Source organism: Streptomyces sp. SAI-127 (assembly GCF_029894425.1).
Classification (GTDB): domain Bacteria; phylum Actinomycetota; class Actinomycetes; order Streptomycetales; family Streptomycetaceae; genus Streptomyces.
The window spans coordinates 155,587-177,458 of sequence record NZ_JARXYJ010000001.1; the positions used below are offsets into that span (position 1 = coordinate 155,587).

Here is a 21,872-nt window from a genome sequence, read left to right on the forward strand (position 1 = left end):
GGGGCGGCTGTGCGCCGAAGGCGTGCCTGTCCAAGGGTCCGTTCGTCATTGCATTTCCCGCTTTCTGTGCGCTTCCCCGGCCAGTGGACGCACGCCGACGCACACAGTGCCAGGCTCCAGGGGTGGTGGGGCGCGGTTCGGCCGCGTATCGACGCGCGAGCCGTCCGCCTGCAGGGCTGTCCCTGCTGGGCAGTTGTCTGGGCAGTTGTCTGGGCAGTGCCCTCTTTCCACCGTCGCACCGGGTACGGGGGCCCGCAACAAGACGGTGCGTCGGCACGTTCCAGAGGCGCTGACTGCCCGTTGTGGCACCGGAGTTGACAGCGGACCGGCCACGTCTCAGTATCGGCTCCGCCCCTCGCGCCACGGCGACCTGGCGCAACCTCGCCATCGGCACCGTTCGCCTCGCCGGGACGAGCAGCATCGGGGCCCGCCCCCGGCACAACGCCCGCGACGCGAGCCGGCCGCTCGGCATCCTCGCACTCACATGAGACGTGCTACGCGACTCCGCGCGGCCTCGCGGACGTCGGGTTGGCTGGCCAGTACCGCACCGACCGCACCGTCCACGTGCTGGGCTTTGCGGCAGGTCAGCGCGGTCATTTCGGGAAGAGCGTCGAGGACTTGGCTCTGGTGCCAGCTGTCTGTGGTGGCTTGGGCGTTGGCGGTCATGATGGACGCGTAGGTGGGGAACCGGCTGGGTGGAAGGAGGGCTGGCACAGTCGCCGCTGGAGGGCGGTCGTGTGTGATCCGTTGCGAGTGATGGGGGGCGGGGTCGCCGGCCCCGTACGCAGCCCACCTGTTCGCCGGGTGCCGTATCACGCTGTCGGCCCACCTCCCAGGTGGCCAATACACCGCCGGTCAAAGTCCCGGACAAGAACAGTGAGTTGGGGTTCAGGACGAAACAGCGGCGAGGTCGCGGGCGACGTACAGGCGGCCGTCGTGAATTCGGTGGGGCTCGGCCGGCACACGGTCGCGATCCTGTACGAGACGGGGTTGACGGGGACGTACGAGACGATCGTGTTCCACCGGGTGCCGCTGGAGGCGCTGGACCAGACGTGACCAACACCCGAAGTGCGAAACCGGTACAGGAAGTTGAAACCAATACGGTAAGAATCTCCCGTTTGCTGGCATCTGCTCCGGGTGTGAGTATGTTATGGGGAGCCTGAGCACGTGTGGGGGGCCGGGGCAGGGAGCACCCATGGCCGACGCATCGCACGACAGTCAGGACACAGCCCTCGTCGACACCGTGGTCGTCGGCTCGGGCTTCGGCGGGGCGGTCACCGCGTACCGCCTCGCCGAAGCCGGCCAGTCGGTGGTGGTGCTGGAGAGGGGCAAGCCGTACCCGCCGGGCGGCTTCCCCCGCAGCCCCGCCGACATGGCCCGCAACTTCTGGGACCCGAGCAACGGCCTGCACGGACTGTTCGACATCTGGTCCTTCCGCGGTCTGGAAGGCGTCGTCTCCAGCGGCCTGGGCGGCGGATCCCTCATCTATGCCAACGTCCTGTTGCGCAAGGACGAACGGTGGTTCGTGAACGAGTCGCCGCTGCCCGGCGGCGGTTACGAGAACTGGCCGGTCGGCCGCGCCGACCTCGACCCGCACTACGACCGGGTGGAGCGCATGCTCGGCGCCGCCACCTACCCGTACCAGAACACCCCGAAGACACTCGCCCTGCACCAGGCGGCCCGCCGGCTCGACCTGCCGGTGTTCCGGCCGCCCCTCGCCGTCTCTTTCGCGCCCCGGCCCGGTGCGCCGCCCGTGCCGGGCGCGCAGATCACCGACCCGGACTACGGCAATCTGCACGGCCTGCCCCGCAGCACCTGCCGACTGTGCGGCGAGTGCGACATCGGCTGCAACTACGGCTCCAAGAACACCCTCGACCACACCTACCTGTCGGCCGCCCGGCACCACGGCGCCGACATCCGCACCCGCTGCGAGGTACGAGGTTTCACGCCCCGTCCCGGCGGCGGCTACGACGTCTCGTACGTCGTGCACGACCCGGCCCGGGAAGGCCGCCGTACGGCCACCGACCGGCTGCCCCTGCACCGCATCGGCTGCCGTCGCCTGGTGCTGGCGGCCGGCACCTTCGGCTCGACCTATCTGCTGCTGCGCAACCGGGCGGCACTGCCCGGCCTCAGCAGCGCGCTGGGCACCCGGTTCTGCGGCAACGGCGACCTGCTTGGGCTGGTGCTGCACGCCACAGCGGGCGCCGACGGGAGCCGTCCCTTGAAGCTGGACGCCAGCAGGGGACCTGTCATCACGAGCGCCGTGCGCGGCGGCGACGCACTCGACGAGGACGGCTCGTCGGGGCGCGGCTTCTACATCGAGGACGCCGGCTACCCGGACTTCGTGGCGTGGCTCGCCGAGTCCTCCCGACTGCCGGGCGGCGCCCGCCGCCTTCTCGGGTTCGGACTGCACCGGCTGCTGGCCCGGCTCGGGGTGGATCCGGCGAGCCGCGTCGGCGGGCAGCTGGCGCTGCTGCTCGGGCCCGCCGTGTTCTCCGCGACCTCCCTGCCCCTGCTGGGCATGGGGCGGGACGTGCCGGACGGCCGGATGCGGCTGCGCCGCGGCCACCTCGACGTCGACTGGACGACGCTCACCTCACGCGCGTACTTCGAGCGGGTCCGCTCGACCATGCGGGACATCGCGGGGGCGCTGGGCGGCGACTTCCTCGACAACCCGCTGTGGTGGTGGGGCAACCGCGTGATCACCGTGCACCCGCTCGGCGGCGCCCCCATGGGCCGTCATCCCGGGGAGGGCGTGTGCGACGACATCGGCGAGGTCTTCGGGTTCCCGGGCCTGCATGTGCTGGACGGGGCGCTGCTGCCGGGCGCGGTGGGCGCGAACCCCTCCCTGACGATCGCCGCCGTCGCGGACCGGGCCTGCGACCGGATCCTGGAAGGGAAAACGGCGCCGCGTACGGCCGGTCGGGCGCCGCACGCGGCCGGCCGGGCCCCGGCGGGACGTACGGCACACCAGGGGCCGGCGGCCGGCGGGACCGCGCCGCGCACACCGGCCGAAGCCGCCCCGTCGGCCCCCGCGACGCCGGCCACCCACCCTGGACGCGGCCGCTCCGGCACCCCGGCGGGCTCCACCGGTACTCCGTTCGGCTTCACCGGAGCCCCGGCGGACTCCGCCCACACCCCGCCCGTCGAGCCACCGACCAGCCTCAGCTTCACCGAGGAGATGAAGGGCCATGTCGCCCTCGACGTCGACGATCCCGAAGAGGGCCGCGCGCTCGGACGCTCGCTCGGGCAGCGGCTGAACTTCCGGCTCACCATCACCGCTGCCGACGTGGACCGCTTCGTCGCCGAGCCGGCGCACGCGGCGGACGCCGCCGGCCACGTCGACTGCGACATCCTCGGCGGACGGCTGGAGGTGGAGCACGGCTGGTTCAACCTCTTCACCCAGGACGGCGACGCGGGCCGACGGCGCATGCTGTACAGGCTCCACCTGCGCACGCAGGAGGGCACTCCGCTCACCCTCACCGGGCACAAGGACGTCCACGACGACCCCGGCGCCGACGTCTGGCCCGACACCTCCACCCTCTACGTCCGCCTGCTCGCCGGGCACACCCACCCCGACGACGACGCCACCGCGCCCGTCATCGGCGCCGGGATCGTCATCATCCGGATCGGTGACTTCCTCCAGCAGCTGACCACCTTCCGCACCACCGGCCCACACCCGGCGCGGGCGATGGAGCTCTTCGGCAAGCTGTTCCTGGGCGAACTGTGGGCCGTCTACGGCGGACGCCTGGCACGCGCCGTACCCGGGAAGGACAGGCCGTGAACCTCAAGCACCTGCGCGCCCACGCCAAGGAGCTCGACTTCACCCCGTGCGAGCCGGTGCGCTGGCTGGACCCGGCCTCCCTCGTACGGACCGGCGTCAAGGTCGCACTGGCCGACGTGTTCGCCGCGTACGCAGACAAGCGGGAGATCCAGGGCACGCTCAGGGCCGAGCCCCTGCGGGCCCCGCTCGACGACCCGGACGCGCGCGAGATGTGGATCGACTACGTCGCCGACCTCGGTGACGGATTCGACGCCACCGCGTCGGTGGCCGGGTCCCTCGCCGCCCCCGGCCTCACCGTCCGCCGTGAGCGGCTGCCGCGCGGCTCGCTGCTCGTGCTCGGCGGCGACGAGACCTACCCGGTGGCCTCGATGAAGCTCTACCGCGACAGCATGACCGGCCCCTACGCCTCGGCCCTGCCGAGCACCGAGGGCGCTCCGCCGCTGATGCTGGCGTTGCCGGGCAACCACGACTGGTACGACGGCCTCACCGCGTTCCTGCGCACCTTCGCCCTGCGCCAGCCCGTCGGCGGCTGGCAGACCCGGCAGACCCGCAGCTACTTCGCCGTACGACTGCCGTGCAAGTGGTGGCTGGTCGGCCTCGACAGCCAGCTCGGCGCCTACCTGGACGACCCCCAACTGCGCTACTTCCAGAACCACCTGTCGGCCCGTCTGCGACCGGGCGACGGAGTGATCGTCTGCTGCGCCGAACCCACCTGGGTCAAGTGTGCCGACGACGCCGACGCCTTCGACACGCTGCACTGGTTCGACCGCGCCGTAATCCGCACCCGCACCGACCCGCGCACCGGCGAGCCGGTGCCCACCGGCGCGTCGATCCGGCTGTGGCTGACCGGCGACAAACACCACTACACCCGCTACGCCGAGCGCCTGCCCACGGATCCGCCCGAGCGCGAAGACCTCCCCCCGGATCCCCGGCGCCGGCAGATGGTGACGTGCGGTCTCGGCGGCGCCTACCTGGCGTCGACCCACACCCTGCCCCGCAGCCTGTCGCTGCCACCGGCGGGGACCCAGCTGCGGGAGAAGGACAACCCCGCGGTGACCTTCACGCGCGCCGACGAGAGCACCTACCCCGAGGTCCGGGAGTCCCGTCGGCTCGCCCGCCGGATCGCGGCGCCGTGGTCCCCGTACTGGCTGCCCCGGCGCAACCCCGGCTTCTGCCGGCTCACCGCGGCCGTGCACACCGCCGCCTTCGTCGTTCTCGGCTTCCTGTTCGCAGTGGCGCGGGACCAGCTCCAGCCCGTCGACGCCGTACGGCACGGGAGCGCCGCGGACCTGGGCCTGTTCACCGCAGTGACCGGCGGTGTCCTGGTGGTGCTGTGGGGTCTCCTGCGCCGGACCTGGCGCCCGCGCCCGGCCAAACCCCGGGCAGCCGACGCCGTACTTCTTCAGGCCCTGGTGGCGCTGGGAGCTCTCGCCGTCACCGTCGCGCTGCCGTTCCCCGCGCACTGGCCCGGCTGGGCGGTGCTGCTGGTCTGTCTCGCGGTCGCCGCGGTGCTGGGCGCGGTGGCCGGCTCGCAGGCCTTCGCCCTGTGGGTGCTGTCGGCACGCGGCGGCGCCGTCGCCGACTGGCAGATGTCCGGCCAGGCCGTCGAGGACCACAAAGGCTTCCTGCGTCTGCACATCGCGCCGAACGGCGACCTCACCCTGCACGCCCTGGTGCTCGACGGGATCTGCCGCCGGTGGAACCTGGCCGACGCACCGGGCGGCCGGAAACGCGTGGTGCCCGCCGAGCCCCTCACCGTACGGCTGATCGAGGACCCCGTCGTGATCGCCCGGGAGGCGAAACGCCATGACCGCACGCCCCCAACCGAACCCGCGCGGCCACGGCAGCAGCGGCCCCCGGACCGGGACCGGCGTCGTCCGGCGCACGCCCACGCGCCCCACGACCCGCCGTGACCACATCACCGAGGTGCGGCCCCTCACCGCCCGCGACGGCCGGCCGCTGACCGTCGTCCATGTGCAAGGCCGGCATCCGCCGACCCGTGGGCCGGTGCTGGTCGTGCACGGCGCGGGCGTACGGGCCGAACTCTTCCGGCCGCCGCTGCCCAGGACCTTCGTCGACGCCCTCATCGACGCCGGCTGGGACGTGTGGCTGCTCAACTGGCGGGCCTCCGTCGACCTGGACCCGATGCCCTGGACCCTCGACCAGGCCGCCGCCCACGACCATCCGGCCGCCGTCGAGCATGTCCTCGCCGCCACCGGCGCGGACCGGCTCAAGGCGGTCGTGCACTGCCAGGGCTCGACGTCGTTCGTGATGGCCGCCGCGGCCGGGCTGCTGCCCCAGGTGGACACCGTGGTCAGCAACGCCGTCTCGCTGCATCCCGTCGTGCCCGCCGTGTCCCGGTTCAAGATCAGCAAGGTGGCACCGGTCGTCGGCCGCGTCCTGCCGCAACTCTCACCGGCCTGGGGCGACCGGCCCGAGGGCTTCGCCGCCCGCTGCGTCGCCGGCTTCGTCCGCGCCACCCACCGGGAGTGCCGCAACGGCGTCTGCCGCATGGTCAGCTTCACCTACGGCTCCGGACGGCCGGCCCTGTGGTCCCACACGAACCTCGACGAAGCCACCCACGACTGGATCCGCGGCGAATTCGCCGACGTCCCCATGACCTTCTTCGCACAGATGGACGCCTGTCTGCGCGCCGGCCATCTCGTGACCACCGGCGAGGTCGAGGGCCTGCCGCCGTCCTTCACCGACCAGGCACCGCAGACCGACGCCCGCTTCGCGCTGTTCGCCGGCGAGGACAACCGCTGCTTCCTCGCCGAGAGCCAGCGCCGCACCTTCGACTTCCTGCACCGTCACCGCCCCGGCCGCGACAGCCTGCACATCCTGCCCGGATACGGCCACCTGGACGTCTTCCTGGGCCGCCGCGCGGCGACCGACACCTATCCGCTAATCCTGGAGGAGCTGGCGCGATGAATCCCGCACTGGGCCTGGCCCGGCTGGTCCTGTCCGCGACACCGTCCCCGGTCCCGCGCCGGCAGCGACGACTTGCCGGACGGCACGCTCTCGTCGACGGCATCCCGTTCGTGCTGCCGGTGGATTCCACCGACACGCCCGCGCTGATGGCCGCGTTCCCTGTCGACCGCGGGGCGGCGGCCCGGCTGCTGCCCGGCGGCGAGCTGCACCCGCTGGCGATCCCCGGCGGCCGCGGTCTGCTCGTCGTCACCGTCGTCGACTACGCCCGCACCGACATCGGCCGCTACATCGAGTTCTCCGTGGCCATCGCCTGCACCCACGGCTCCCGGCCCGCGCCGCCGCTGCTGCCCGGGCTGCTGCGCGGCAGCTTCGGCACCGGCCAGTACGTCGTGGACCTTCCGGTGAGCAGCGAGATCTCGGTCAAGGGCGGCAAGGGCATCTGGGGCATGCCGAAACACCGGGCCAGCCTCGACTTCCAGGTGAGCGACCGGGCCGTCTCGAGCCAGTACGAGGACGACGGCCGGCTGGGCATGCTCATCGAGGTCGAGCGCCCGCCCGAGACGCGGCTGCCGCTGCGGGTGGCCGCGGTCAACTACTGCGCTTTCCGGGGCATGCTGATGAAGTCGTCCATCTACTTCGAAGGCGCCGCCGACATCGCCCTGGGCAGGCGGGCCCGCGCCCGTCTCGTCCTCGGCGACGCCCCCGGAGCCGCCGCACTGCACGGCCTCGGGATCGCCGAACAGCCGCTGTTCACCTGCTTCCTGCCGTCGACCCGGGGCATCCTCGACGACCACTTCGAATCCTGGTTCCTCACGGCTGAGGAGGCCGGGCGCACGTTCGGCGAACCACTCCAGAGCGTCGTCGGCCTGGGCCTGTCGGAGGAGTGGCCCGCACCACCGCAGATCGACGTGGGAGCCCGGCCATGAACACCTTGCTGCTGGTGAACGCGCTGTACTTCCTCTTCGGCGCCACGATGTACATGGGCACCATGTGGGTGCTGCGTCTCTTCCTGTATCCCACCTGGCGTGCGCTGACTCCCGAGAACGTCGACGTGCACTTCGGCGTGCCCACGACGCTGGCGACCCGGTTCTTCACGGTCGTCGTACCGCTGATGTTCATCTCCGGCATCGTGCTGGTGTGGAGCGAGTGGGGCAGTTGGTACGTCGTGCTGGCGGCCGTCTGCCTGGTCGGTATCGCGCTGCTCACCTGGGTCGGGCAGGGGATCATCATCCCGGTCAACAAGCGGATCCGGGGCGGCCAGTTCGACGGCCAGGCCGGCCTCACCCCGCTGCTGGGGCGGTGGATGCGGCTCAACGACATTCGGTTCGTCGGTGCCACGGTGACCTGGGCGGCGATCGTCTGGTACATCGCGGCCAAGGGGGATCTGTGGGGTGCCCTCTCATGACCCCGCTCCCAGCACGGGTGAGCGGTGACCCGCTCCGGCTGGTCCTCCTGGCCATCGCCGCGGTGACGGTGGTGACCGGGGCGTGCCAGATGGTGGCCCCCGGCCCCGTGCTGGAGCTGCTCTCCACGGACTCGGCCCGCTCCTCGTCCCTGAGCCGGCATCTCTTCGCGACCGTCGGAATGTTCATGATCGTCATTGGTGGGCTGCTCGCCCAGCAGCTGCTGTCCCCGGGGGCGCCGTCCTTCCCGCTGCTGTGGGTGGGGCTACAGAAGTTCGGCGCGTTCGCCCTGGTGACGGCTGGGGTGGCGCGGGACCTGTTCACCGGCCTGGCACTGCTCGTGGCGCTGTTCGACCTGGCCACGGCGGGGCTGTGCTGGCTGCTGTGGCGCCGGCCGCCCCGCCCGGCCGAGTCCCGCGTCGCCGCGGACGCCGATACGGCAGGGCCCGGGATCCGGTGAGGCGGTGATCGGCGTTGACTTCCTCCCCCGCCTAAAGGCGGGGGGTTCCAGCGGTCGCCCGCTGGGGTTCCTGTTTCACCGACGACTGCCCCGTCCGGGAGGACTCCCGTTGAGGTCTTACACCGTCTCCACAGGCAGACGCCGCCAGCCCGGCGGCCAGAATGTTACGTGCCGCGTTCACGTCGCGGTCATGCACCGCGCCGCAGACGCACGTCCATTCGCGGACGTTCAGCGGCAGCTTCGCCGCGACCGTCCCGCAGGTTCCGCACAGCTTGCTGCTGGGGAAGAAGCGGTCGATCACGACGAGTTCACGCCCGTACCAGGCGCACTTGTACTCCAGCAGGGAGCGCAGTTGCGTCCAGGCCGCGTCACTGATGGCGCGTGCGAGCGTGCCGTTCTTCAGCAGGTTGCGGACGGTCAGGTCCTCGATCACGACCGTTTGGTTCTCACGGACGAGTCGAGTCGACAGCTTGTGCAGAAAGTCACGGCGCCGGTCGGCGATCCGCGCATGCACGCGGGCGACGCGACGACGGGCTTTCTCCCGGTTCGCCGAGCCCTTCGCCTTGCGCGACAGCTCACGCTGCGCTCGCGCCAGGCGCGCGCGGTCCCGCCGCTCGTGCTTGGGGTTGGCGACCTTTTCCCCGGTGGACAGCGTCACCAGGGACGTGATCCCGGCGTCCAGGCCGACGGCCGCTGTGGTGGCGGGGGCCGGGGCGATGCTGTCCTCGCACAGCAGGGACACGAACCAGCGTCCCGCCGCGTCCCGGGACACGGTCACCGTCGTGGGCTCACCACCGTCCGGCAGCGGACGCGACCAGCGGACGTCCAAGGGCTTGGCCATCTTCGCCAAAGTCAGGTGCCCGTCGCGCCACGTGAAGGCGCTGCGGGTGTACTCGGCCGACGCCCGGGACTTCTTGCGGGACTTGTAGCGCGGGTACTTCGCACGCTTGGCGAAGAAGTTCCCGAACGCCGTCTGAAGATGACGCAGCGCCTGCTGCAACGGAACCGAGGACACCTCCGCCAGAAACGCCAGCTCTCCGGTCTTCTTCCACTGCGTGAGCGCGGCCGAGGACTGCACATAGGAGATCCGGCGCTGCTCGCCGAACCAGGCCCGGGTGCGATCCTCCAGCGCCTTGTTGTAGACGAGGCGGACACAGCCGAACGTGCGCGACAACTCAGCCGCCTGCTCGTCCGTGGGGTAAAAGCGGTACCTGAACGCCCGCTTGACCTGCTCCGCCATACCTCACAACCTATCAATTCCCGGGTGAGCAACGGATGTCGATCCATGGACGGTGGACGCCGGTCCGCCCTGGCGGCGAACCGGCTTCCCCTGCCCTGCTCCGCAGGAGCTTCGCTTCCTCCCCGGCCTAAAGGCCGGGGTATCCACGAAGGACAGACCCGATGAAACGGTCGTTGGTCCTGGCGGGCGGCGGGATGCGGGTGGCCTGGCAGACCGGCGTGGTCCGGGCACTCGACGAGTACGGCACGGAGTTCGACCACGTCGACGGCACCTCCGGCGGGATCCTCACCACCGGCATGCTGCTGTCCGGCCAGGACCCGGCGGAAATGAGCCGGCGCTGGTCCGACCTGCGCGTTCGTGACTTCAACTCGCCGCTGCCGCTGTCGGACTACCTGCGCGGGCCCTGGGCGCTGCCCGCGCTCGGCGACGCGGACGGGGTGATCCACCGCGTCTTCCCCGCGCTCGGCATCGACCCGGACGCCATCCGCTCCTCGCCGCTGCCCGGTACCTTCAACCTGGTCGACTTCGCCACCAAGACCTGCGTCGCCGTACCGCACACCGAGGTCGACGCGGAACTGCTGGCCGCGGGCATGTCGCTGCCGCTGTTCATGCCACCGCTGCATCGCGACGAGCACATCTGGACCGACGCCGTATGGGTCCAGGACGCCAATGTTGGGGAGGCCCTGCGCCGCGGCGCCGACGAGGTCTGGCTGGCCTGGTGCATCGGAAACACGCCGTACTGGGGCGACGGACCGCTCGAACAGTACGTCCACATGATCGAGATGTCCGCGAACGGGGCGCTGTTCGCCGAACTGGCCACCGCGTCCCGGCCGTTCACGCTGCATGTGGTCAAACCGGAGTACCCGCTGCCACTGGACCCCGAGTTCTTCGCAGGACACGTCACCGCCGACACCCTGATGGAGATGGGCTACCGCGACGCCTGGCACTACCTCGACGGCGCCGGCCCGGAGGGCGTGCCGAAGGACTCCGAATGTACGGCGATGCGGGTTCCCCCGCGCGGCATGCGGTACCGGGAGCGCCTGCACGGCGAACTCGACGGCGCCGACCTCGTGCTGGAGGCCGCCGTCGACCTGCCGCTGCCCGACGACGACGCCCCGTCACCCGGAGCCCGGCTGGTCGGACACATCGACCACGACCCGTGGGGCGGCCGGGTGCTGCTGGCCGACGGTCGCGCGGAGGCGGACGGCAGCGCGCTCACCTACACGGCCCGGGTGCGCCTGGCGGGTCGGTGGCACGAGGTCCGGGCCCGCCGCGCACCGGCCGACGCGACGGTACCGGCCCTGTGGACCCGGACCGGGCCCGTGCCCTTCCGGATCGCCGACGGCAAGGACGTCACACTCGAGCTGGGCCTGCGCGACGCGGCACACGCACTGGCCTCCGTGACCCCCTTCGGCACGCACGGCATCCGCGACCGCGCCGACACCGTCACCGAACTGGCCGACATCCCACTGCGCAGAACGGTGACGGGCGCGCAGGGCACCCGCTGACGACGACGCCCTACGGCCCCTCCGGGAAGGGAAAGTCCCGGTAAGTTGCAAGAAGGCCCGGTCATCTTCCGCGATGGCTGTTCAGCGCCCGCTTTGCCATCCGCTCCCAGAACAGCCTCAGTTCGGCGAGGTCCGTGCCCCGTTGCCAGCGCGCCTCGGGTCTCGCGAGGGATCGCCACCGCGACCGTGACAGCAGGGTCAACTGGCCCCGGCAGAAGGCCTCGGACAGCTCTGGGCGGTAGCCGTCCAGCCCCGAGGGAGGATAGGGACACAGCTCGAAGGCACAGTCGTCGCGGCAGTTGGAGCCGGCGTGGGCGGCGGCCGTACGCACCAGGGAGCGGCCCGGGTCGAGAGGGCGGCGGTCCTTGGTCAGGCACGGCGGCAGCTCCGGCCGGGCAGTGCGGTGCAGGCGCCGCAGCCGGTCCTTGGGCCAGTCGCCGCGGCCGGCGAGGTTGAGCAGCAACATGACGTCGGCGAGGAGTTGCTGGGCGCGCGGATGCAGGGTGCTCCAGCCGGTGGAGGGCGGAATCCACAGCTGGTGCTTGCGCACCTCCCCGTCCCCGGCCGTCTGGGAACCGACGTGCGCGGACACACCGGACTCGTCGATCCACAGGAACCGATCGGGCCGACGGGTCCTCAGGGCCCAGACACACAGCTCGGCGGCGGCCTCGACGAAGGGATGCTGCGGCGTGCCGTCGGGCAGCGCGAGCCACTGACGTACCTGTTCCGCCGGGTCGAAGCCGTGATCCTCGGGGCCCGGGGCCGCACTCGCGCCGTCGGGCAGCTCCCACAGCGTCAGCGCGTGCAGCAGCGTGACGCGGGTGAACCAGAACCGGGAGCGTCTGAGCATGTCCCAGGCCTGTTCGCTGAGGTACTCGCGGGCCTGGGGACGGGCGTGCGGATGGCGGGCACGGCGGTTGGCCGCGTACTTGAAGCCCTGGGCGAGGGCGATCTCCAGGGTGAGGTCCAGGCCGGAGCCGTCGTCGTTCTCGTCGGAGGCCCTGACCCGCCGCACCCAGCTCTCCAGGATCTCGTACGGGGTGTCGTGGTGGCGGCGTGTGGTGACGGAGCCCACGAGCAGGGGGATCAGCCAGGCGCACAGCACATTGTCCCGCCACTTGTGTTCCTCCTCCTCACGTTCCTCCTCCTCTCGCCTGCGCAGCCGCGCGATGTCGTCCTGCGTGCCGTCGGGTCCATCGGGTCCGGGGCTTCGCTGCCACTCGGGCCTGTCGTCCCACAGGTCCACCAGCCACTCCGGTCTGCGTCCCAACGGCTGTTCACGGATGATCTGAGGACCGCGCAGCCGTGGCTCGAGCACGTCGAAGGCGCTGTCGCCGCCCGCGCCGATCTCCTGCGCGATGGCGACCCGTACGTCGTGCGACGGCTCCTGGCGCCCGATCTCGAAGAGTTCCGGATACGCGGGCTGAAAGGAGTTGCGGCGGGCGACGCTGCGCACGGCCTCACCGAAGCGGGAGACCAGAAGCGCCTTGGCCACGCGCAGCGTGTACGGGTCGCGTGCCCGCAGGTCCGACCACGACGTCGTCAGTTCCATGGCGATTCGGTGCTGCTGCGGGTCCGCGGCTACGCCGTCGATCTCGAGGGCGGCGGCGTACAGCTCGAGCGCCTTGGTGTGCAGGGTGCGACCGAAGACGTGCCGCGGATCGACCGCCCCCTCGGGGCGCCCGGCGTCCTGGGCGCCGTTGGCGCCCTCGTGGCCGGTGACGCCCTGGTGGCCGGTGACGGCTGACTGTGCCCGGCATGCCGCGCGCAGCAGGAGGTCCCGCGCCGAGGCCACCGGGCACCAGGTGCGGTCGCCCGCGGGGGACGCCGGGTGCGCGCAGGAGCCCTCCGGCGTACGGGAGTAGAGCACCAGTGCGATCAGCAGTTCGCGACCCGGGCTCTCCAGCGCCGCCGGGAAGTACGAGCCCTCCGTGGGCTCTTCGGGCACGTGCGGATGGATCACCGCGTTCATGAACCGGGCACCCAGATGGGCCTGGATCACGCTGTGCTGGAACCGCACGCGGTCCCCTTCGAGTTCGACCAGGCCCATACGGGTGCCCCAGTGTGCGGCCAGGCGGATGTCCATCCGGCTTGCCTGGGCACGCTTGGCCAGCTCCCGGACGATCTCCGGGAAGCGGGACCCCGCCGGATCGTGTTCGTCGACCACTTCGGTGATACGGATCTCGGCCGCGTCGTCTGCCAGCGCCGCGCACGCCAGCGCCGACAGGTAGTCCAGCACCACCCTGCGTTCGTCCTGGCCGAGCGGCAGTTGCGGGGACAGTCTTCCGGCGACGAGGGCGCTCAGCCACGTGTCGAGCAGGTGCAGGCGCAACGCCGCCCGGTCGCCGCCGCGTGTCTCCACGCCCTCCTCGAACCGACCGGTGAGGGCGCGTACCAGCAGGCCCTCCTCGTGCAAGTCGCTCGCGACCTGCAGATAGGTCGGGGCCTCGGCGATCCCCGCCTTCTCGACGATCCAGTCGAGCCGCTGCCGGTCCTCCCAGGCGGTGCCGGAGGAGATGTAGGCGAGGGCCGCCTCCTCGCTGAGCGGTTCCAGATCGGTCAGTGAGGCGTCCAGGCCACGCAGCGCGTCGTGCGGGCGCGAGGTGATGATGAGCGGCAGGCGCTCCTCGTTGGCACGGCGGATCGCCAGCCGGATGACCGTGTCGCGCTCCTCCTCCTGGTCGTCCTCCGTCAGGGCGTCCTCGAGGCCGTCCGCCAGGACCACGATGCGGCCCTGCTGGCACAGCCGCTGCCACACCTTCTCCGCTTCGCCCTCGGATCGGATGTGCTCCTGCACCTCTCGCTTGAAGCGGTCGTAGGCCAGCTGCCGAAAGTCCAGATCGCTCCCCGCGCTGCGCAGCCGCAGCGGGACGGGCACCGCCTTGCGCTGTGCCAGCCGCTCCGTGAGAAGCACGAGCAGCGCGGTCTTGCCCGCACCGATGCCGCCGACCACCACATGGGTGCGACGGAATCGGCTGTCCCTCAGATCCTCCATGAGCACGTCGCACAACTGGTCCCGGCCGACCACCCGCCCGAAGATGCCGCCCGCCGTCTCCACCAGATCCAGTGGTGCTTCCCGGGCCTTCCTGAGGTACGCCCCGCTCACCTGCCGGAAGCGGAAGAACAGGTACGTGAAGGTGGCCAGGGCCAGGGTGAGCAGGGGCGTGAGGACGCCGGACAGGACGTCGCAGGCCTGCTCGTTGTTCCGGCACCGGCTCTCCACTTCACCGAGGGCCCAGTGCGCCCCGCCCAGTTCGGCCGCGGCCACGCCGACCAGGAACAGCTCGGCGAGCGCGCCCAGCACGGTCAGGGCGAGGACCGGGTAGTACCAGCGGCTCTTGCGGACCCGCCAGGTACGGGCCGGCTCGGAGCCCCGACGGGCCAGTTGGGAGGAGGACGTCCGGCGGAGGTTCACGTCAGGTGAGGTTCCATGCGGAACTCCCGGAGATTCCCTCCCGGCCAGGGGTTTCGTCCTCCGCCGACCGACTTTCACCCGCCCGGACCAGCGAACCGGGGGGCGCCTGGCGGCCCGCCGCTCACAGCAACCCCGCACCGGCCAGGTACTTTCCCACCCGCTCCACCTCCTCCGCCGACAGCGGCACCTGAGGCTCCGTCGTCGCCGGACAGGCGATGACCCCCCGCAGATGCAGCGCCGCCTTGAATGCGCCCATCGCCGATGAACGGCCACCCATCCGCTCGGATGGCAGCTTCGTACGACTTCCCCCAGGACCTGACCGACGCTCAGGACAAACTCCATCGGGTCCGTGCCGATCTGCAGACGCTCTTCCGGCGGATGCCGTGGTCGGTCGAACTGCTGAAAGCGTGGGAGAGGCACGAGAACGCCTGGCGGCCGTCGTCGTCCCGACCCGCCTCCCCTGGCTGGGAACCTCAGGACGCGGCGGAGATCGCCCGGCTTCGGGCGCGGGAAGTCGAACTCGCCACGGCAATCGTCATCGGTCCGGGAGGACTCGGAGGCGTTCGCGGCGGGGTTGTTCGACGGGTTCTTCAGTGCGGATCAGCGGCGGTGGGGGCAGGCGTGTGGGCGCGGGCTGCTGCTGGACGGGCGGCGCAAGTCGGTGAGCCGATGGCGGCCCGGTTGGGTGAGGACGGCAACCGTCAGGCGCTGGCGCACTTCACTCCGCCTGGTCCCCGGCGACGACACCGCCACCGTCACCGCCCGGCAGCTGCGCGATCTGCTTCAGCGGCTGATCACGGCCGGGCAGCGGCAGACGCGCGACCCGGACACCCCTGTCGTCGCGGACGCCGGATACGACGCACCCCGCCTCGGCTTCCTCCTCAGAGACCTGCCGGTCCAGGTGCTGGCCAGGATGCGATCCGACCGCGTCCTGCGCAGGGCTGCCCCACCCCGGCTGCCGCACACCCAGGGCCGGCCGCCCCGGCACGGAACGAAGACGCCAACCACCCCACGACCGCGTCCAACAGGTTAAAGATCAAGCTAGCGCGTCGGGCACCTTCTCGTTGGCCGCTTCTCAGAGCTGGATGATCGGGCGCATCGCCAGTCCCTCGGTGCCGGCCCAGCCGTTCACCCGCGCCGCGTCGTCGACGGAGACGGTGTCGAGACCGTCGGGCAGGTCGAAGATGAGCGTGCCGCTCAGTTCGGTGCCCTCGCCGGCGACCAGGGTGGCGGTGAAACGGTCGGACTGGTCGTACTCCGCCTCGCCGCCCTCGTCGTTCCCGAAGACGTACAGGCCTGCGTACGCCTTGCCGCCTCCCTCGACGACGACGGGTTCGGTGTCCGGCTCTCCGAGCGTATCGACGATCGGGGCGTCGTTGCCGGCCTTGAGCCGCACCTGCGGCGCGTCGTTGAGGACGCACGGCGTCCTGGTGCTGTTGGTGACGGTCAGCAGGAAGTGGCGGGGGGTCTCCCCGGAACCGTCCTGAAGCTCGACCGCGGTGTTGAGCCCGGTGACCTCGCAGTCGGCATACGCGGTGCCGTTCCCGCCGCCTGTCTCGCCGCTGTCCCCGGTCCCCGCGCCCCTCGTGCTGCTGCTGCCGGTCCCGGAGCCGCCCGAGGGCTCCGTGCTCGCCGACGCACTCCCCCCGGCCGAGGCGGCGGCGGTCGGCGATGCGGCTGCCTTGTCGTCACCCCCGGAGGGTTGGCAGGCGGTGGCCGTCAACAGAGCCGCGACCATGGTCGCGCCCAGGACGGCGCCGCGCAGTCCCCGACGCGATGAACCGGCTCCGGCCGTCTTCGAGTGCATGCCGTTTCCTCTTCCCCCGTGACCGACCCGGAGGCGGTCGATGTGTACGCGACATGGCTAGTCTCGCCACTCGGGGGAGCCGGGTGACCGTCGTCCCGCGTTTGTTACAGCCCTCGCACGAACCGGCAGCCCTGGCGTGACCATGGCTCCTCGCCCATGAGAGCCACTGCTGAAGAGGACCGGCCCAAATATGGCGGGTTGCAGCTCACGCCGCGTACAAGACATGGTGCCGAAGCGAAGGCCCACCCGTCATGTCCTCCCGCGCGTTCGCCGCCCGCGCCCGCGAACTGACCGGGGTCGCCTCACCCAGCGGGATGATCCGGTCCAACCAGCGCAAGTACTACCCGAGTTTCGGACTGCTCGCCGATGCCGAGACGGAAGCCACCACGTGAGTTGCTGATGCCTCACGGTCCTGGGTGCTCAGCCCGCTGCTCCCATCGCCGCAGGCGGCTGAAGGATTCTGGCGGTGAAGGCCACGAGGTCTGCCCGCAGTTGCTCCCGGGGCATGTGCTGGTGGCCGACGAGGTGTTCGACGAGGTCGGCGCGGGTGGCGGCCAGCAGTGCGTGAGCGGTGAAGGCGCTGTCGGTGAGACCGGGGATCCGTTCCAGTACGGCTTGAAGCGTGCTGTGCCACCGTTCGTAGTGTTCGGCCTGGTAAGGGCTGCCGCTGCCGGTCTCCTCCAGGGCCAGGGCGAGGTGGCGGTTGTCCAGCTTGAAGCACAGGAGCGCGTCGAGCAGGGCGGGTACGCGCTCCAGCGGCGGGGCGGCGGGGCCCAGGGGCGGCGGCCCCTCTTCGACGGCGTTCCTGACCGGTTCGAGTCGTTCCGCGTACAGCGCCTGGATCAGGCCGGTGCGATCACCGAAGGCGCGGAAGAGCGTCCCTTTGCCGACGCCGGCCGCTGCCGCGATGTCGGCCATGGTGACGGCCTCCGGGCTCTCGCAGCGGGCGAAGAGGCTGTCGGCCGCCGCGAGGACGGCCGCCCGGTTGCGCACTGCGTCCTTGCGTGGCCTGCGTTCGGGCATGCGGTTTTCCTCCGATTGCAAAACGGACCCCGGGTCCGTATCGTCGCAACGAACCGGACCCACGGTCCGCATCTTACGGGACGGAGTACTCATGACCACGCACACGGCACCGGCGGACCTGTACCGCCACGGCCTGAAACTGCTGCTCGACAAGGACATCGCCGCCTGGATCGACCTCTGGGACGACAACGGGGTCTTCGAGTTCCCATTCGCGCCCGACGGCTGGCCCAAGCGGCTGGAGGGCAAAGCCGCGATCGCCGACTACATGCGCGGCTACCCCGACCACATCGACCTCCACGACTTCCCCTACGTGGAGATACACCAGACCACCGCTGCGCAGACCATCGTGGTCGAGATGCGCGCTGTGGGCCGGCTCGTGGAGACCGGCAGCCCCTACGACATGACGTACATCGCCGTGGTGACCGTCGAGGACGGCAGGATCACCCGCTACCGCGACTACTGGAACCCGCTCTTGGTGCTCCAGGGCTCCATGAGCGACTTCACGCGGAGCAGCCGATGAGCACCCCCGGTACGACCCTGATCATCGGAGCCACCGGCACCACCGGCAGCCGGGTCGTCTCCCGGCTCGTGGCGGCTGGGCACCCTGTCAAGGCCGCCGGCCGGCATGCCACCAACGTGGGCGGCGCTCAGGCCGTCCGTTTCGACTGGAACGACCCTGCGACGTTCGACGAAGCCCTCGACGGTGTGGACCGCCTGTATCTCATCCCGCCGCTCGGTTCCCGGGAGCCGGCCGCCGTCATGCTGCCCTTCCTCCGGCGGGGCCGCGCGGCCGGGGTGCGCCGCGTGGTGCTGCTCAGCGCGTCGGCGATCCCCTCCGGAGGTCCAGCTGTAGGGCAGGTCCACCAGGCCCTTCCCGGCCTGTTCGACGCGTGGGCGGTCCTGCGGCCCTCATGGTTCATGCAGAACTTCACCGGCGACCACCCGCACGCGCAGAGCATCCGCAAGGACGGAACCCTGCTGACCGCGACCGGCGAGGGCCGTGTCGGGTTCGTGGACGCCGACGACATCGCCGCGGTCGCCGTGCACGCCCTGACCACCCCTCAGGCCCCCAACACCGATCTGGTCATCACCGGGCCGCAGACGTTGAGCTACGGCGACATCGCAGCGGTCCTCACCGAGGTCACGGGCCGGAGCGTCACCCATCGGCAGCTGACCTACGAGCAGATGCGCGACCGCCTGGCCGCCGGGATGCCAGCTGAGTTCGCCGAGTTGCTCGCCGGCATGGACCTCGCCATCGCCGAGGGAGCGGAGGACCGCACCACCGACACCGTCGAGCGCCTCACCGGCCGCCCACCGCGCAGCTTCCGTGCCTTCGTCGAGCGGGAATTGCTTTGAGGAGCCGGGCGTCCGAGGAGGACACCCGCGCCCCCGGGGCGGAGACGTGCCGGCCCCGGGGGTGCGCCACCCGCTCCAGGGCCAACCGACGAAATGCGCTGAGCTGCTGAAACGCGGCCTCTGCCGGGTAAGGATCCCGTGTGGGGGTGTAAGGGTTCCCGGTGATCGGCCGTACGCCGACGCCCGTTCCTTCGGGCCGGTCCGCCGCCGGACCGCACCCGATGGGAGGGCTGGCAGCAGTGGCGGAAGATCCGCGGCACCTTCGTGCCCGCACCGCCGCTCACGCCGGCCTTGTACCAGAGCCTGAGCCCCCGGCGTCGGGCCCTGCACGACCTGCACCGCACCGCGACGCACGTCAACATGCGGCTGAAGGAGACGCCGATGAGCGCGCGGGTCGCGAACCTGATGCGCGGCCGGCTGCAGAACAATGGGGTGAACTGGCTCCGCACAACGGACTACCAGCCCTACTACGGCGCCCTCAAGCCGCTGCTCGAAGACCACGCCAGGCTCCTGGCCGAGGCGATCGACAATCGTTCGCATCGGCGGTGACAACCAACCGCTTGGTGATCAGCCCGCGAACTCGTCCGCGGAGCGGGTGTCGTGGGCCTTGCGCAAGGACAGGACCTCGTCGACGTGTTCCTCGGCCCAGGTGGTGATCGGCTCCATGACGGGCCGCAGGGAGTGGCCCAGCGGGGTCAGTTCGTACTCCACGCGGGGCGGGACCTCGGCGAAGACCGTGCGGGTGAGCAGGCCGTCGCGTTCCATCCCCCGCAGTGTGTAGGTGAGGACCTTGGGCGTCACGTGGTGAAGCACCTCCCGCAGTTCGCTGAACCGCTTGGGGCCGTCGCCCAGGTTCAGCACGATCAGCACCGACCATTTGTCACCGATGCGGTCGAGCACCAGCCGGGACGGGCAGCAGATCTCGGAGTCGTCGGCAGCTTCTTTCACCATATCCAAAGGGTACTTCAGTATCTTTGAAGTAACCAGTATCCCATTGATACCTTCCCGGTGAAGGCGTGTGCGCGGCACACGCGATGACTACCAGGAGGTCATGAGATGCGCATCTTGCTGTTCGGAGCCACCGGGATGATCGGCAGCCGGATCGCTGCCGAGGCGGGCAAGCGGGGCCACGAGGTGACGGGTGTCACGCGCAGCGGGAAGGACGGCACCCTCGCGGCGGACGCGAGCGACGCCGACACCGTCGCGCGCCTGGCGGCCGGCCACGACGCGGCGGTCCTGGCGGTGTCACCGCCACGAGCCGGCATCGAGGCCACCGAGTCACTGCTGGAGGTGGGCCGCGGCGTACTGGACGGCGTACGCAGGGCCGGGGTGCGCCGCCTGGTGGTGGTGGGCGGCGCGGGCATCCTGGAGGTCTCCCCCGGTGTACGGGTCGTCGACACCCCCGGGTTCCCCGAGGACCTCCTGCCGCCGGTTCGCGCCCAGGTGGCGCTGTTCGAGCTGGTCCGGGACAACGCCGACGACCTGGAATGGACCTACCTCTCCCCGCCCGCGGTGATCACGCCTGGCGAGCGCACGGGCGCGTACCGGACAGGCGATCACCAACTGCTCAGCGACGGCGAGGGCAACAGCCACATCAGCACCGAGGACTACGCCGTCGCTCTCGTCGACGAGTTGCAGCGGGGCGAGCTCACCCGCCGCCTCGTCCACGTCGCGTACTGACCGGCTCACACAAACGGAAAAGTTGGCACGTCACCGGCACGTGTGGTGTGGGTTGCCAACCAAATATCAGAGGAGCACCACATGACGAACAACAACAGCACCGCCGACGCGGTCGGCGTAGTCGAGGCGTACATGCAAGCGCTGCAGATCAAGGACACTGACACGATCTTGCGGCTCTACGCCGACGAGGCCGAGATCATCCCCGAGAACTTGCCCAGCCTGCGCGGCCGCGACGCCATTGACTCCTTCTACGCCAGCACCTTCGCCGCCATCGGGATGGAGGTCAACGTGAAGGTGGTCTCGACCGAGGTCTACGACGAGATCGCGATCGTCCGATCCGAGCAGCCCGTCACGGTGATTGCCGTGGCCGACGGCACTCGCTCCCAGGCCTACTTCCGCGAGCTGTTCGTGCTGCGTCGCACCCCGGACGGGTGGCGCATCCACAAGTACATGTTCTCCCAGAACCCGGCGCAGGCCTAGAAGGATCTGGGCCGGCTGCGGCTCGAGCGCGCCGAGGCCGGGGACACCGACGGCGTGCTCGCGCTGTACGAGCCCATCGGGGCCCTGTACTTCCAGGGTTCGGCCAGCACCGGCTACAGCGGACTGCGCAAAGCCTACGAGGCGATGCCGGCCGGCACCCCGAAGATGCCCTCACATCCCCATAGCGAACCGCTGCTGGAGCTAGGCCGTCATATGGGCTTGCAGTCCGGCCGGTGACAACAAGCCTGCCTATGTGACAACTATCGCGCTTCGGCTCAAATACGGTTTACAGCAGGCCATTAATTCCTCATGGTCAGAACTCAAAATCTATCGACCGTACGTGCGTGAAATCCGCTCTGAGGCCGTCGGTGCGGGTGCCCCACTCCGTGAAATACGACTCGGTGATCGCCTCCGCGACGATCGGATGCGGATCATCCTCCGTCGCACCGGCCTCCTGAAGTTGGAGGATCTGCGCGGCGTAGGTGGGCGAGATCGGCGTGGTGATGTGCGCTCGCGGCCGTCGTCCGAGCTACCTGTGCAGGTGAATCCGAAGTAGGCCGTCACCTCCACCATCATGCCGCTGGAGGTCGCGGCGCGCTCCCGTGCTTGTGCTCTGACCTGTGGTTGCCACTGAGATTCAGCCTCCTCCACCAGCGTGGCCTGCAGGCGCTTCTGAGGCTTCGTCTGCTGTCCGGCGTGGTAGCGCTGCACCGTGCGGGTCGAGACGCGCCAAGTAGTTCGGCCAGGGCCTTCGTGGAATGCTTCGCGCGCGCAGAGGAATTCAG

21 protein-coding genes and 4 pseudogenes are annotated in these 21,872 nt (G+C 70.6%); 17 read left to right on the forward strand and 8 right to left on the reverse strand.

Annotation, left to right across the window (positions count from 1 at the left end; genetic code table 11):
* Positions 1–480: 480 nt before the first annotated feature.
* A complete protein-coding gene (locus tag M2157_RS00775) occupies positions 481–666 on the reverse strand; it encodes a hypothetical protein (RefSeq protein WP_280864036.1) in 186 nt (61 codons plus the stop codon).
* Between the two features lie 210 nt (positions 667–876).
* Here M2157_RS00775 and M2157_RS00780 point away from each other — a divergent pair, with 210 nt between their 5' ends.
* From M2157_RS00780 to M2157_RS00810, 7 genes are all read left to right on the forward strand, one after another.
* Entirely contained in the window at positions 877–1,056 is a 180-nt protein-coding gene (locus M2157_RS00780) for a hypothetical protein (protein ID WP_280864037.1), read from the forward strand.
* A 139-nt stretch (positions 1,057–1,195) separates the two neighbouring features.
* A complete protein-coding gene (locus M2157_RS00785) occupies positions 1,196–3,784 on the forward strand; it encodes a GMC oxidoreductase (RefSeq protein ID WP_280864038.1) in 2,589 nt (862 codons plus the stop codon).
* Positions 3,781–5,697, forward strand: a complete 1,917-nt coding sequence (locus tag M2157_RS00790) for a metallophosphoesterase (RefSeq protein WP_280864040.1) — start codon at positions 3,781–3,783, stop codon at positions 5,695–5,697. The genes M2157_RS00785 and M2157_RS00790 overlap by 4 nt, the downstream gene beginning before the upstream one ends.
* Positions 5,591–6,715 carry an alpha/beta fold hydrolase gene (locus M2157_RS00795; protein ID WP_280864041.1) on the forward strand — a complete coding sequence of 375 codons (1,125 nt, stop codon included), beginning with the start codon at positions 5,591–5,593 and terminating at the stop codon, positions 6,713–6,715. Before M2157_RS00790 ends, M2157_RS00795 begins: the two co-directional genes overlap by 107 nt.
* A complete protein-coding gene (locus M2157_RS00800) occupies positions 6,712–7,641 on the forward strand; it encodes an acetoacetate decarboxylase family protein (RefSeq protein WP_280864042.1) in 930 nt (309 codons plus the stop codon). The genes M2157_RS00795 and M2157_RS00800 overlap by 4 nt, the downstream gene beginning before the upstream one ends.
* Entirely contained in the window at positions 7,638–8,120 is a 483-nt protein-coding gene (locus M2157_RS00805; RefSeq protein WP_280864043.1) for a hypothetical protein, read from the forward strand. Before M2157_RS00800 ends, M2157_RS00805 begins: the two co-directional genes overlap by 4 nt.
* Entirely contained in the window at positions 8,117–8,578 is a 462-nt protein-coding gene (locus M2157_RS00810) for a hypothetical protein (protein ID WP_280864044.1), read from the forward strand. The genes M2157_RS00805 and M2157_RS00810 overlap by 4 nt, the downstream gene beginning before the upstream one ends.
* 31 nt (positions 8,579–8,609) lie before the next feature.
* Here M2157_RS00810 and M2157_RS00815 read toward each other — a convergent pair whose 3' ends face one another.
* The gene (locus M2157_RS00815; RefSeq protein WP_280864045.1) at positions 8,610–9,818 is read right to left on the reverse strand and encodes an RNA-guided endonuclease TnpB family protein; all 1,209 of its coding nucleotides are present in this window, start codon (positions 9,816–9,818) and stop codon (positions 8,610–8,612) included.
* A gap of 161 nt (positions 9,819–9,979) precedes the next feature.
* On the opposite strand from M2157_RS00815, the gene M2157_RS00820 reads away from it, so the two are divergent.
* Complete coding sequence (locus M2157_RS00820) at positions 9,980–11,326, forward strand: patatin-like phospholipase family protein (protein WP_280864046.1); 1,347 nt, start codon at positions 9,980–9,982, stop codon at positions 11,324–11,326.
* Between the two features lie 61 nt (positions 11,327–11,387).
* Here the strand turns inward: M2157_RS00820 and M2157_RS00825 are convergent, their stop codons facing one another.
* Together M2157_RS00825 and M2157_RS00830 are read right to left on the reverse strand one after the other, a co-directional pair.
* Entirely contained in the window at positions 11,388–14,741 is a 3,354-nt protein-coding gene (locus M2157_RS00825) for an NACHT domain-containing protein (protein WP_280864047.1), read from the reverse strand.
* A 121-nt stretch (positions 14,742–14,862) separates the two neighbouring features.
* Positions 14,863–15,021: pseudogene (locus M2157_RS00830) on the reverse strand (dihydrodipicolinate synthase family protein); the annotation flags it as partial.
* Positions 15,022–15,315: 294 nt separating this feature from the next.
* On the opposite strand from M2157_RS00830, the pseudogene M2157_RS00835 reads away from it, so the two are divergent.
* Both M2157_RS00835 and M2157_RS00840 read left to right on the forward strand, forming a co-directional pair.
* Positions 15,316–15,461 (forward strand): annotated as a pseudogene (locus tag M2157_RS00835) (transposase); the annotation flags it as partial.
* Between the two features lies 1 nt (position 15,462).
* Positions 15,463–15,774 (forward strand): annotated as a pseudogene (locus M2157_RS00840) (transposase); the annotation flags it as partial.
* Positions 15,775–15,816: 42 nt separating this feature from the next.
* Here M2157_RS00840 and M2157_RS00845 read toward each other — a convergent pair.
* A complete protein-coding gene (locus tag M2157_RS00845) occupies positions 15,817–16,548 on the reverse strand; it encodes a DUF4232 domain-containing protein (RefSeq protein WP_280859866.1) in 732 nt (243 codons plus the stop codon).
* Positions 16,549–16,799: 251 nt separating this feature from the next.
* On the opposite strand from M2157_RS00845, the gene M2157_RS00850 reads away from it, so the two are divergent.
* Positions 16,800–16,940, forward strand: a complete 141-nt coding sequence (locus M2157_RS00850) for a hypothetical protein (RefSeq protein WP_280859867.1) — start codon at positions 16,800–16,802, stop codon at positions 16,938–16,940.
* 28 nt (positions 16,941–16,968) lie between these two features.
* On the opposite strand, the gene M2157_RS00855 is transcribed toward M2157_RS00850, so the two are convergent.
* Positions 16,969–17,571: a helix-turn-helix domain-containing protein gene (locus M2157_RS00855; RefSeq protein WP_280864049.1), complete on the reverse strand. Its 603-nt coding sequence runs from the start codon at positions 17,569–17,571 to the stop codon at positions 16,969–16,971.
* 91 nt (positions 17,572–17,662) lie between these two features.
* Here M2157_RS00855 and M2157_RS00860 point away from each other — a divergent pair, with 91 nt between their 5' ends.
* The 3 genes from M2157_RS00860 to M2157_RS00870 all read left to right on the forward strand — a co-directional run bounded on the left by M2157_RS00860 (position 17,663) and on the right by M2157_RS00870 (position 19,476).
* Positions 17,663–18,091, forward strand: coding sequence for a nuclear transport factor 2 family protein (locus M2157_RS00860; RefSeq protein ID WP_280864050.1), 429 nt, complete (start codon positions 17,663–17,665; stop codon positions 18,089–18,091).
* A complete protein-coding gene (locus M2157_RS00865) occupies positions 18,088–18,927 on the forward strand; it encodes an NAD(P)H-binding protein (RefSeq protein ID WP_280864051.1) in 840 nt (279 codons plus the stop codon). The genes M2157_RS00860 and M2157_RS00865 overlap by 4 nt, the downstream gene beginning before the upstream one ends.
* A 264-nt stretch (positions 18,928–19,191) precedes the next feature.
* Positions 19,192–19,476: a hypothetical protein gene (locus tag M2157_RS00870; protein WP_280864052.1), complete on the forward strand. Its 285-nt coding sequence runs from the start codon at positions 19,192–19,194 to the stop codon at positions 19,474–19,476.
* A gap of 18 nt (positions 19,477–19,494) precedes the next feature.
* Here the strand turns inward: M2157_RS00870 and M2157_RS00875 are convergent, their stop codons facing one another.
* Positions 19,495–19,878 carry a helix-turn-helix domain-containing protein gene (locus M2157_RS00875; protein WP_280859872.1) on the reverse strand — a complete coding sequence of 128 codons (384 nt, stop codon included), beginning with the start codon at positions 19,876–19,878 and terminating at the stop codon, positions 19,495–19,497.
* A 105-nt stretch (positions 19,879–19,983) separates the two neighbouring features.
* Here M2157_RS00875 and M2157_RS00880 point away from each other — a divergent pair, with 105 nt between their 5' ends.
* From M2157_RS00880 to M2157_RS00890, 3 genes are all read left to right on the forward strand, one after another.
* The gene (locus tag M2157_RS00880; RefSeq protein ID WP_280864053.1) at positions 19,984–20,607 is read left to right on the forward strand and encodes an NAD(P)H-binding protein; all 624 of its coding nucleotides are present in this window, start codon (positions 19,984–19,986) and stop codon (positions 20,605–20,607) included.
* 81 nt (positions 20,608–20,688) lie between these two features.
* Positions 20,689–21,087 carry a nuclear transport factor 2 family protein gene (locus M2157_RS00885; RefSeq protein WP_280864054.1) on the forward strand — a complete coding sequence of 133 codons (399 nt, stop codon included), beginning with the start codon at positions 20,689–20,691 and terminating at the stop codon, positions 21,085–21,087.
* Positions 21,088–21,141: 54 nt separating this feature from the next.
* Positions 21,142–21,324, forward strand: coding sequence for a hypothetical protein (locus tag M2157_RS00890; protein ID WP_280864055.1), 183 nt, complete (start codon positions 21,142–21,144; stop codon positions 21,322–21,324).
* A gap of 76 nt (positions 21,325–21,400) precedes the next feature.
* Here M2157_RS00890 and M2157_RS00895 read toward each other — a convergent pair.
* A pseudogene (locus M2157_RS00895) lies at positions 21,401–21,857 on the reverse strand (terminal protein); the annotation flags it as partial.
* Positions 21,858–21,872: the final 15 nt, after the last annotated feature.